The sequence below is a fragment of the Noviherbaspirillum humi genome (assembly GCF_900188095.1).
Classification (GTDB): domain Bacteria; phylum Pseudomonadota; class Gammaproteobacteria; order Burkholderiales; family Burkholderiaceae_D; genus Noviherbaspirillum; species Noviherbaspirillum humi.
The window spans coordinates 461,955-473,148 of the sequence record NZ_FZOT01000001.1 but is presented as its reverse complement, the minus strand read 5'-3'; the positions used below and the strand labels follow the sequence as shown (position 1 = coordinate 473,148).

The 11,194-nt window shown below is 66.5% G+C and carries 9 protein-coding genes; 6 read left to right on the top strand and 3 right to left on the bottom strand.

Annotation, left to right across the window (positions count from 1 at the left end; translation table 11 throughout):
* Positions 1–5 precede the first annotated feature (5 nt).
* Complete coding sequence (locus tag CHB88_RS25000) at positions 6–779, bottom strand: PhaM family polyhydroxyalkanoate granule multifunctional regulatory protein (protein WP_176442288.1); 774 nt, start codon at positions 777–779, stop codon at positions 6–8.
* A gap of 204 nt (positions 780–983) precedes the next feature.
* Between CHB88_RS25000 and CHB88_RS02275 the strand changes: the two genes are divergently transcribed.
* The 4 genes from CHB88_RS02275 (at position 984) to CHB88_RS02260 (ending at position 4,297) form a co-directional block, all read left to right on the top strand.
* The gene (locus CHB88_RS02275; protein WP_245844658.1) at positions 984–2,120 is read left to right on the top strand and encodes a DUF3108 domain-containing protein; all 1,137 of its coding nucleotides are present in this window, start codon (positions 984–986) and stop codon (positions 2,118–2,120) included.
* A 17-nt stretch (positions 2,121–2,137) separates the two neighbouring features.
* Positions 2,138–2,902 (top strand): DUF3108 domain-containing protein, encoded by a 765-nt coding sequence (locus CHB88_RS02270; RefSeq protein ID WP_089397650.1) that lies wholly within the window; start codon positions 2,138–2,140, stop codon positions 2,900–2,902.
* Positions 2,903–3,123: 221 nt separating this feature from the next.
* Positions 3,124–3,864, top strand: coding sequence for a 7-cyano-7-deazaguanine synthase QueC (gene queC, locus CHB88_RS02265; RefSeq protein WP_089397649.1), 741 nt, complete (start codon positions 3,124–3,126; stop codon positions 3,862–3,864).
* A gap of 7 nt (positions 3,865–3,871) precedes the next feature.
* Positions 3,872–4,297 (top strand): VOC family protein, encoded by a 426-nt coding sequence (locus tag CHB88_RS02260; protein ID WP_089397648.1) that lies wholly within the window; start codon positions 3,872–3,874, stop codon positions 4,295–4,297.
* On the opposite strand, the gene CHB88_RS02255 is transcribed toward CHB88_RS02260, so the two are convergent.
* Positions 4,273–5,070 carry a DUF72 domain-containing protein gene (locus CHB88_RS02255; protein ID WP_089397647.1) on the bottom strand — a complete coding sequence of 266 codons (798 nt, stop codon included), beginning with the start codon at positions 5,068–5,070 and terminating at the stop codon, positions 4,273–4,275. The genes CHB88_RS02260 and CHB88_RS02255 overlap by 25 nt on opposite strands.
* 197 nt (positions 5,071–5,267) lie before the next feature.
* Between CHB88_RS02255 and CHB88_RS02250 the strand changes: the two genes are divergently transcribed.
* Entirely contained in the window at positions 5,268–6,257 is a 990-nt protein-coding gene (locus tag CHB88_RS02250) for a chromate resistance protein ChrB domain-containing protein (protein WP_089397646.1), read from the top strand.
* Entirely contained in the window at positions 6,254–7,435 is a 1,182-nt protein-coding gene (locus CHB88_RS02245) for a chromate transporter (RefSeq protein WP_089397645.1), read from the top strand. Before CHB88_RS02250 ends, CHB88_RS02245 begins: the two co-directional genes overlap by 4 nt.
* A 106-nt stretch (positions 7,436–7,541) precedes the next feature.
* Here the strand turns inward: CHB88_RS02245 and CHB88_RS02240 are convergent, their stop codons facing one another.
* Positions 7,542–11,150: an indolepyruvate ferredoxin oxidoreductase family protein gene (locus CHB88_RS02240; RefSeq protein ID WP_089397644.1), complete on the bottom strand. Its 3,609-nt coding sequence runs from the start codon at positions 11,148–11,150 to the stop codon at positions 7,542–7,544.
* Positions 11,151–11,194: the final 44 nt, after the last annotated feature.

Here is an 11,194-nt window from a genome sequence, read left to right as displayed (position 1 = left end):
GGTAATTACTTCGCCGGCTTGCGCTTACGGGACGCGGGCTTGGCCGCGCCTTCATCCGTCTTCGCGGCCTTGGACGACGATGAGGACGAGGATGAGGATGAAGATGCGCCGCGCCCGCCCGAAGACGGCTTGGCGCCGCCATCGCCAGCCGGCTTCTCGCTGGCCAGGGCGGTATCGACGGCTTGCTTGAAATGGTCCTGCAGCATGTTCCACCAGGCGGCGGCATTGACCAGCGGCGCGGCCAGGCTGGCGGCATCCATCTGATCGCGTTCGTTGGGCGCGGCCTTGCTTCCGGCAGCGCTGCCGGCGCCACCGCTGCCGCCCGCCGGCGCGTGCTCCGCTGCGGCTGCGCCATTGCCTGCGCCCTTCCCGTTTTCCTGCGGCGGTTGGGCTGGCTTGGCCGTGCCGCCGGCGCCGAACTCTTCCGCCGCCGCGCGCGCCTGCGCCGTCATGTTGTTGACGCCGGCATTCAGCGCGTCGCCCATGGATTTCAGCGCCGACAGGGTGGCGGCCTGCACTTCCAGCGCCTGTATGGTTCCGCGCAGCATGTGCATGTTCAGTTCCAGCCAGGCTTCGACTGCCTTCAGATCAGAAATCTTCTTCTGGATTTCCTCGACCGACAGCGTCGGCATCACCATGCCCGGCATTTTCATGCCGCCCATGGTGGCGCCCGGGTTCATGCCCGGCATGCCCATGCCGGACCACAGGTTCTTCATGAACTCCATGGTGTCGGACATCGCTTCCATTCCGGGGAAATTCGGCATATTGGGCGTGATCACGGCGCTCTCCTTTGGTGGTGGCGTTTTTGGCAATGTCCATGCAGCGTAGCAGATAAACCGGCCGAGCTGAATGATCAGGATGACATGCCAAACCCATCAGATGCCGTCGGCTTTCGTCGCAGGGATGCCGCATTAGGACGGCAATGCGCCGCATGGGCATGCTTGCCGGGGCGGGATGCCGGCATCCGTTGATACACTTGCCGGATGTCGATTTTTTCCGTCAATCCACGCCAGGCATCCAAGCGACGCATGCCCTGGCGCATGCTGGCATTGCTGCTGTTGTCCCTGCTGCTGCATGGCATGTTCATCAACTGGGGGACCGGCCGGCTGAGCTTTCCATCGCTGGGCAGCGGCGAGCCGCAGGTCGTGAGCATCGCGCTGCAGCCGGCGGCGGTTGCCGAACCGGTGCCGAGCCCGCAGGCAGCGCCCGTTCCGCCGCCTCCCGCGCCGCGCCGCAAGCCCGGGCCGCGGCCCGCCCCTGCGCCTGAACCGGTTGCCGCCGAGCCCGCATCCACGCCGCCGGAAGAGCCCGTGGCGACCCTGCCGGCCGAGCCGGCGGCAGAGCCATCCCGCGACGTGCAGGACGATCCCGCCGATGCGCCGCCTGCGCCGCCGGCCGTCGCGGAAGCCGCGGCATCCACCGACCCCGCGCCGCCTGCCGCGCACGCGAAACCGCGCTACAAGGCGCTGCCGCCGCCTTCCGCCGATCTGCGCTTCGAAGTGCAGTCGCTGCGCGAAGGACAGATGGTGTATGGCCGGGGCACGATTTCCTGGCACGCCGCAAATGGCCGCTACGCCGTGCATGGCAATGCCAGCGTGCTGTTCTTCACCGTCCTCGAATTCGCCAGCGAGGGCGAGCTGGACGATTCCGGCGTGGCGCCGGTGCTGTACAGCGAGAAGCGCTTCCGCCGGTCGCTGACCAATACTCATTTCCAGCGGGAACGCGAGACGATCAGCTTTTCCGCGTCCACCGCCAGCTACCCGCGCCAGGGCGGCGAACAGGACCGGGCCAGCGTGATCTGGCAGCTGGCGGCCATCGGCCTCGGCGATGCGACGCAATTCCAGCCCGGGGCGCAGATCGACCTGATGGTGGCCGGCTCGCGCGACATGGACCCCTGGCACATCCGCGTCATCGGCGAAGAGCAGCTGGCGTCGGACTTCGGTACCATCTCGGCATGGCATGTGGTGCGCAATCCGAAGCCGGGCTCCTATGATCAGCGGATCGACATCTGGCTGTCGCCCGGCCACTACTGGTACCCGGTGAAGATCCGCTACACCGAGACCGGCGGGGATTTTCTCGACATGTCGCTGTCCAAGATCGAAACCGCTGCTTCCCGATAACCGTTCCGCACACCATCATGCCTACACGCCTGCGCCGCCGCCTGATTTCCGCGATCCTGCTCGCTGCCTGTGCCTGCCTGCAGGCGCCCCTGCTGGCGGCCGACGTTGCGCCGGTCAGAGTCAGGATCAATCCGGCGCCGTCGGCCGAATTGAAGTACCTGGTGAAGGCGCGCCAGAGCGGCATCACGCTGGAAGGCGAGGCGACGGTGCGCTGGAGCGCCGGCGATGGCCGCTACGCGGTGGAGAGCGATTCGCGCGCGCAGCTGCTCGGCAAGATACTGGAAGTGCGCAGCGAAGGGGGCATCGACGAATTCGGCCTGGCGCCGGCGGAGTTCAACGAGAAGCGATTCCGCAAGGAGGCCACCGTCACCACCTTCGACCGGACGGCGAAGGTGATTCGCTTCGGCGCCTCGAGCGAGCAGTATCCGATCAGGGGCGGCGAGCAGGACCGCAGCAGCGTGGTCTGGCAGCTGATCGGCATTGCCCGCGCGACGCCGGACAGGTTCAAGCCCGGCAGCGAGTGGCAAGCCTTCGTCGCCGGCGCCCGCGACGCCGAGCCCTGGACCTTCCGCGTGATCGACCAGCCTGTCATCGACAGCGCCATGGGCAAGCTCAAGACGGTGCACATCGTGCGCGAGCCGCCGCCGGACTCCCGCTCGCAGCGGCTCGACATCTGGCTGGCGCCGAGCCAGGAATGGTATCCGGTGAAGCTGCGCTTCAGCGAGGTCAGCGACGAGTACGTCGAGCAAACCCTGCAGCACGTCAACCGCAAGCAGCCCTGAGGCTTCTTTGGCGCTAAGCTAGAGCGGTTTTGCCAGACTGGACCAGGCGAGGCCGAGGCGATTTGCCCGCGGAACAAGGCGCGGCGACGCGACGTAGTGGGGCTACGGCAAGGAGCCGCAACGCCGTGCCGCGGGCAAAGCGGCCGGGATAGCCGGTTCAGTTTGGCTAAAACCGCTCTAAAATGCGCGTGGCGGCATGGTGCCGCGAAAGACATCGATTCATGAGCGCTTCCATTCCCGACATCCTCCTGCCGGCCGAGCCGGACAAGGCCCTGGTGCTGTTCAGCGGCGGCCAGGATTCCACCACCTGCCTCGCCTGGGCGCTGGCGCGCTACGGCCATGTGGAAACCATCGGCTTTGACTACGGCCAGCGCCATGCGATCGAACTCGAAGTGCGCCCTGCCCTGCTCGACAGGATGCGCGGCATGTCGGAAGCATGGCGCGCCAAGCTCGGCGAAGACCACATGATCGACCTGTCGCTGATCGGCAAGATCTCCGACACCGCCCTGACGCGCGACGTCGAGATCAACATGCAGGAAAACGGGCTGCCCAACACTTTCGTCCCGGGGCGCAATCTGCTGTTCATGACGGTGGCCGCCACCGTCGCCTACCGCCGCGGCCTCAACGTGCTGGTGGGCGGCATGTGCGAGACCGACTACTCCGGCTATCCCGACTGCCGCGACGACACCATGAAGGCGCTGCAGGTGGCGCTCAACCTCGGCATGGCGACGCGGTTGAAGCTGGAGACGCCGCTGATGTGGATCGACAAGGGCGATACCTGGCGCCTGGCGGAGAATCTCGGCGGCCGGGCGCTGGTCGACCTGATCCGCGCCGACACCCATACCTGCTATCTCGGCGAGCGCGGCGCGCTGCATCCCTGGGGCCATGGCTGCGGCACCTGCCCGGCCTGCGTGCTGCGCGCGCGCGGCTACGACGCTTACCTGCAACGCAGGCAGGCCTGAGCGTTCCATGCGCCCACGGATCAGCGTCATCACACTCGGCGTGGCCGACCTGGCGCGGGCGCTGCGCTTCTACCGCGATGGCCTCGGCCTGAAGACCGATGGCATCGTCGGCCAGGAATTCGCCCATGGCGCCGTGGCTTTCTTCGATCTGCAGCCGGGTTTGAAGCTGGCGCTGTGGCCGCGAACCAGCATCGCCCACGACAGCGGCCTGCCGTTGCAGGCGCCGTCATCGACCGAGATCACGCTGGGGCACAATCTCTCGTCGCGGGAAGCGGTGGACCTGCTCATGAGCCAGGCCGAGCAAGGCGGCGCCACGATCGTCAAGCCGGCGGGCGATACCTTCTGGGGCGGCTATGCCGGCTACTTCCAGGACCCGGACGGGCACCTGTGGGAAGCCGTGTGGAATCCTCAGCTGCTGCCCGAGGACGGCTGATCCCCGCACGCCTGCAAAGCAAATCGCTGTCCCGTCATATCCAGAAATTCCAGCGCGTTCGGCACCGCCGCGTCCTCGGCGGTGTTGTCGAAGATGCACCAGACGCGCTTGCCGGCGCGCGCCGCGGCGAGCGCCTGGTCGGCATACTGCCGCAGGCGCTGCGGCTCATAGACGGAGAAATACATGCGCGGCGAGCCGTGCAGCCGCAGATAGAGCACGTCGCCGTTCTCTTCCGGCAGGCGCTGTCCGGCCGGCGCCGGGTCCGCATCCGCGTAAGACACTTTCATCTCGCGCAGCAACTGCGCTGCCGCCGGCCCGAACCAGGTCGGATGACGCGGTTCGCACACCACATCCGCCGCGCTCAGCCGGCGCAGCCTGGCGAAGAATTGCCCTGCAGCCGCCGCGTCGAAGCGCAGTCCCGGCGGCAGCTGCACCAGCAGGCAGCCCAGCTTGCGCTCCAGCGCGCCCGCCTCGCCCATGAAGCGCAGCAGGGCCTCGTCGATGTCATGCAGCCTGGCTTCATGCGTGATCGCCTTCGGCACCTTGACGGCGAAGCGGAAATGCTCCGGCACGCTGTCGCGCCACCGCTCATAGGTCTTGGGCTGGTGAGGCCGGTAGAAGGAGGTGTTGATCTCCACCGCCGGCAGGACGCGCGCATAGCGCTGCAGATGCGTCCCTTCCGCGGGAAAGCTTTCCTGCACGGCGGAAGAAAGGCTCCAGCCGGCGCACCCGACGAGAATGGGTGCAATGGCTTGCGCGCTGGGCAGCGTCATGGGGTGCATGCTGGCATCGGGAAGCGGATCGATGCACCAGTCTGGCACGCGAGTCGACGCGGGTATTGAGATGATGCAGTCATCCTGCGGTATCGGGCCCACCGGCAAGGCACGCGCCGCAACCGCCTCCCGCCCTTGAGAGGGCGCCTTGTTCTACAAATTCTGTAGATATTGTTACCTCATGCTATCCTTTTCGCATGGATCAGTCACTGCCCGACTGGCAGCTGCTGGTAATCAGCCTGCCGACAAACAGCGCCACCGGCCGCATGCGCATCTGGCGCGCGTTGAAAGCGCTTGGCTGCAGCGCCTTGCGCGATGGCGTCTATCTCCTGCCGGCCTCTGCAAGGCTGCGGCAATCCCTGGGCGACCTGGCTTCGGATACCGTGCGCGAAGGTGGCGACGCCTGGCTGCTCAATGTTCAACCCGCATCAGCGGCAGAGCACGCGGCCTACCGCGCACGCTTTGACCGGAGCGGCGACTATGCCCGGTTCGAACAGACTTTGGCACAAGCCAGGCAATCCATTCCGGACGCGGCGGCGCCCGACCTGAATCGCCTGCTTCGCAGGCTGCGTCGCGACTACGACACCCTGCGCGCCATCGACTACTTCCCCGGCGACGCCAGCGCCAAGGCCGAGGCCGCCTGGAAGGATTTTGTCAACACGGTCGAATCGGCGCTTTCGGAAGGCGAACCGCAGGCGGTGCAGGCCGCCATTCCTCGCCTTGCCATCAAGGATTACCGTCGCCGGGTCTGGGCAACGCGACGCCACCTCTGGGTGGACCGGGTCGCCAGCGCCTGGCTCATCCGCCGCTTCATCGATGCGGCTGCGCGCTTCGTCTGGCTCGAGTCGCCGGCTGACTGCCCGAACGACGCGCTCGGATTCGACTTCGACGGCGCTGCCTTCACCCATGTCGGTGCGCGCGTGACCTTCGAGGTGCTGCTGGCCAGCTTCGGCCTGGACGAAGACCGCGGCCTGGTTCGCCTGGGCGCCCTGGTGCGCGTCCTCGATACGGGCAACGGATTCGTGCCGGAGGCAGCCGGGTTCGAGGCGATGTTGGCCGGCATCCGGCAAGGCACCGCCGGCGACGATCACCTGTTGCAGGAAGTGACGCCTATCCTGGACGCCCTTTACGCGCACTTTTCTTCCGAATCCGGACAATCGACATTCCAAGGAGGCATTCCAGCATGAGCCTGTCAGACCAGGCCACGGAGCGGCCGACCTACACGCTGTGGCAGATGGTGCTGTACATGCTGCGGCTCGGCAGCCTCGGCTTCGGCGGACCCGTCGCGCTGGTGGGCTACATGCGGCGCGACCTGGTCGAGGACCGCCGGTGGATTACCGAAGCCGACTACAAGGAAGGCCTGGCGCTGGCCCAGCTCGCGCCGGGGCCGCTGGCAGCACAGCTGGGCATCTATCTCGGCTACGTCCACTACCGCATCCCGGGCGCCACGCTGGCGGGCATCGCCTTCGTGCTGCCATCCTTCCTGATGGTGGTCGCGCTCGGCTGGGCATACATCCGGTTCGGCGGCATCTCCTGGATGCAGGCGGTGTTCTATGGCGTCGGGGCCGCCGTCATCGGCATCATCGCCATGAGCGCGAAAAAGCTGACCGAAAAGAGCGTCGGCCGAGACAAGCTGCTCTGGGCCATCTACCTGCTCCTCGCCATCGTCACCGTGGCGACCGAATCCGAAATCGCCTGGCTGTTCGTGGCGGCCGGCGTACTGGCATGGCTGCTGCGGGCGCCGCCCAAGTGGTTGGGCAAGCGTAGCCTGCACGCCGCAGCGCTGACCCAGGCACCGATGGCTGGCAGCTTCCTCGGCTCCATGGACGTCTCGCTTCTCACACAAATCGGCTTGTTCTTCGCCAAGGCCGGCGCCTTCGTGTTCGGCTCCGGCCTGGCCATCGTGCCCTTTCTGTATGGCGGCGTCGTGACCGAGCACCAGTGGCTCAACGACAAGCAATTCGTCGATGCGGTGGCGGTCGCCATGATTACGCCGGGTCCGGTGGTCATTACCGTGGGCTTCATCGGCTATCTGGTGGCCGGGCTTCCCGGCGCCACGGTAGCGGCGCTCGCCACCTTCATTCCCTGCTATCTGTTCACCATCCTGCCAGCGCCTTACTTCAAGAAATACGGCAAGCTGCCGGGCGTCACCGCTTTCGTCGACGGCATCACTGCGGCCGCCGTGGGCGCAATCGCCGGCTCCGTCATCGTCATCGCGAAACGCTCGATCATCGACGTTCCTACCGCCCTGATCGCGCTGGCAACGGCGGCGCTGTTATGGCGCTTCAAGAAGCTGCAGGAACCGGTCATCATCGCGGTCGCGGCGCTGGTTGGCCTCGTGCTTCATCCGCTGCTGCATGCTTGATTGAGGTAAAGCGCCTTCTCCAGGACCGCATCGGAATCGCGCCGCGAACAGCGTGCGCAAAACGAAAGGCCCGCCTTGCGGCGGGCCCTGGCGTTACCGCACCGCCTCAGGCGGCGTGACGAGTGATGCCAAGATGCGCGCCATCCAGACCGAGCGCCTGCAGCAGCAGCGCTTCCTTCTCGCGAGCCGCATTCAGATTGCGCTCCTTCACATGGCCGAAGCCGCGGATATCCTCCGGGAGGCTGGCCAGCGCCACCGCTTTTTGAAGATTATCCACCGACAGCTTGCCCAGCAGCGCCGCGACGGTGTCGCGGTAATGGCGGATCAGCGCCCGCTCCATCCTGCGCTCCTCGGTGTGGCCGAACACATCCAGCGCCGTGCCGCGCAAGCCCTTGAAGCGCGACAGCAGGCGGAAGGCGGTCATCATCCACGGCCCGAACTGGCGCTTGACGAGATGGCCCTGGGCATCGCGCCGCGCCAGCAGCGGCGGCGCGAGATGGAACTTGAGCTGGTAGTCGCCTTCGAACATGCCCGCGATCTTGGCGCGGAAAGCCGGATCGGCATGCAGGCGCGCGACCTCATACTCATCCTTGTAGGCCATGAGCTTGTAGAGGTTGCGCGCCACCGCCTCGGTCAGGCGCAGGGGCTTGCCGCCCTCCACCAGCCTGGCTTCGGCAGCGCGTACCTGGTCCACGAAATCGCGGTACTGCTCGGCATAGGCGCGGTTCTGGTAGGCAGTGAGCAGTTCCATGCGCCGCGCGATCACTTCCTCCAGCCGCGGCGGCCGCTTGAATTCGATCACCTGGGCGGTGGCGTCATTCTGCTTTGCGGCGCTTAGCACGGCAGGCAGGTCATGGGCGGCGCTGCGGCCCCAGATGAAGGCCTGCTTGTTGAACTCGACCGACACGCCGTTGAGCTCGATCGACTTCATCACCGCCGCTTCCGACAGCGGCACCCAGCCCTTCTGCCAGGCATAGCCGAGCATGAACATGTTGGTGGCGATGGCATCGCCCATCAGCGCGGTGGCGACATGGCCGGCATCGAGCATGTCGACCCGGCCGTCGCCGCAGGCTTTGCGGATCTCGTCCTCGGCGGTGGCGCCGGGATACTGCCAGTCCGGATTGCGCACGAAGGCGGCGGTGGGCGAGCCGGTGGTGTTCACCGCCGCGTAGGTACGACCCTCGCCCATGCGCGACAGGGCATCGCGGCTGGCGGTGACGATCACGTCGCAACCGATGACGAGGTCGGCGGCGCCGGTGCCGACGCGGGTGGAATGGATGTCGTCGGGATGATCGGCCAGGCGCACATGCGACATCACCGGGCCGCCCTTCTGCGCCAGCCCGCTCATGTCGAGCACCGAGCAGCCCTTGCCTTCGATGTGCGCCGCCATCGCCAGGATCTGGCCGATGGTGATGACGCCGGTGCCGCCGATGCCGGTGACGAGGATGCCGTAGGGTTCATCGGTCGACGGCAGCGGCGGCTGCGGCAGATCGCCGCCCCGCAGCGCCGGCAAGGGCCTGGCGCCGCCTTCCTTGGCGCTCGACTTATTAAGCTTCTTCATCTGGCCGCCTTCGACGGTGACGAAGCTGGGGCAGAAGCCCTTCACGCAGGAGTAGTCCTTGTTGCAGGACGACTGGTTGATCTGGCGCTTGCGCCCCAGTTCGGTTTCCAGCGGCTCCACCGACAGGCAATTGGACTGCACGCTGCAGTCGCCGCAGCCTTCGCACACCGCTTCGTTGATCACCACCCGCTTCGGCGGATCGGGGAACTCGTTGCGCTTGCGGCGGCGCCGCTTTTCGGAGGCGCAGGTCTGGTCGTAGATGATGGCCGACACCCCCTTCACCTCGCGCAGCTCGCGCTGCACCGCATCCAGCTCGTCGCGATGGCGAATGGTCACCCCCGGCGCCCAGTTCACGCCGTGCGGATATTTCTCCGGCTCGTCGGTCACCACCACGATGGGCTGCACGCCCTCGGCGGCGATCTGGCGCGAGATCATGGCCGGGTCGAGCGGGCCGTCCACGTGCTGGCCGCCGGTCATCGCCACCGCGTCGTTGTATAGGATCTTGTAGGTCATGTTGACCCTGGCCGCCACCGCCGCGCGGATGGCCAGCAGGCCGGAGTGGAAGTAGGTGCCGTCGCCGAGGTTGGCGAAGATGTGCTGCTCCTCGGTGAACGGCGCCTGGCCGATCCAGGTCGCGCCTTCCGCGCCCATGTGGGTGAAGGTCGAGGTCTGGCGGTCCATCCACAGCACCATGTAATGGCAGCCGATGCCGGCCACCGCGCGGCTGCCTTCCGGCACGCGGGTGGAGGTGTTGTGCGGGCAGCCGGAACAGAAGTGCGGCAGCCGGTCCTTGGCCGGGTCTGGCTTCGGGCTCGCCACCTTCAGCACCGCTTCCTTGGCTTCGAGGTAGGCCACGCGCTCGCGGATGCGCCGCTCGGCCGGATGGCCGGCGAAGTACTTGCTGATGCGGGCGGCGATGGCGCGCGCGATCTGCGCCGGGTTGAGCTCGTAGGTGGCCGGCAGCAGCCAGTCGCCATGGCCCTGGCGATGGTTGCCGTTCCATTCGCCGGTATCGTCGAACTTGCCGACCACGCGCGGGCGCACGTCGTCGCGCCAGTTGTAGAGCTCTTCCTTGAGCTGGTATTCGAGGATCTGGCGCTTCTCCTCCACCACCAGGATTTCTTCCAGGCCCTGGGCGAACTGACGCACGCCCTCCGCCTCGAGCGGCCAGTTCATGCCCACCTTGAACAGGCGGATGCCGATGTCGCGCGCCACTTCCTCGTCGATGCCGAGATCGGCCAGCGCCTGGCGGGTGTCGAGGTAGGACTTGCCGGCGGTGATGATGCCGAAGCGCGCATGCGGCGCATCCCAGACGATGCGGTTGAGCTTGTTGACGCGCGCATACTCCAGCGCCGCATACCATTTGTAGTGGTTCATGCGCGCTTCCTGCTCCAGCACCGCATCCGGCCAGCGGATGTTGAGGCCGCCCGGCGGCAGTTCGAAATGCTCGGGCAGCAGAATCTGCACCCGGTCGGGATCGATTTCCACCGAAGCGCCGGACTCCACGATGTCGGTGACGCACTTCATCGCCACCCACAGGCCGGTGAAGCGGCTCATGGCCCAGCCGTGCAAGCCGTAGTCGAGGTACTCCTGCACCGAGGACGGATACAGCACCGGGATGCCGCAGGCCTTGAGGATGTGCTCGCTCTGGTGGGCGTTGGTGGAGGACTTGGCCGCATGGTCGTCGCCGGCCAGCACCAGCACGCCGCCATGCTTCGAGGTGCCGGCCATGTTGGCATGCTTGAAGACGTCGCCGCAGCGGTCCACGCCGGGACCCTTGCCGTACCACATGGAAAACACGCCGTCGTACTTGGCGCCGTTGAACAGGTTGACCTGCTGCGTGCCCCAGCAACTGGTGGCGGCGAGGTCTTCGTTCATGCCCGGATGAAAGCGGACGTGATGGGCGTCCAGATATTTCTTCGCCTTCATCGCGGTCATGTCGACATTGCCGAGCGGAGAACCGCGGTAGCCGGTGATGAAACCGGCGGTGTTGAGGCCGGCCTGCTGATCACGCTGGCGCTGCAGCATGGCGAGCCGAATGAAGGCCTGGGTGCCGGTGATGAAGGCGCGGCCGCGCTCCAGGGTGAACTTGTCGTCGAGGGAAATGTTATCCCGCAGCAGGTGCTGCTGCATGGGGTCTAGCGGTGCATTCATTCGGTCTCCAAGCCAAAAATCGTGTCTTTGGATGCGAGGGTCTC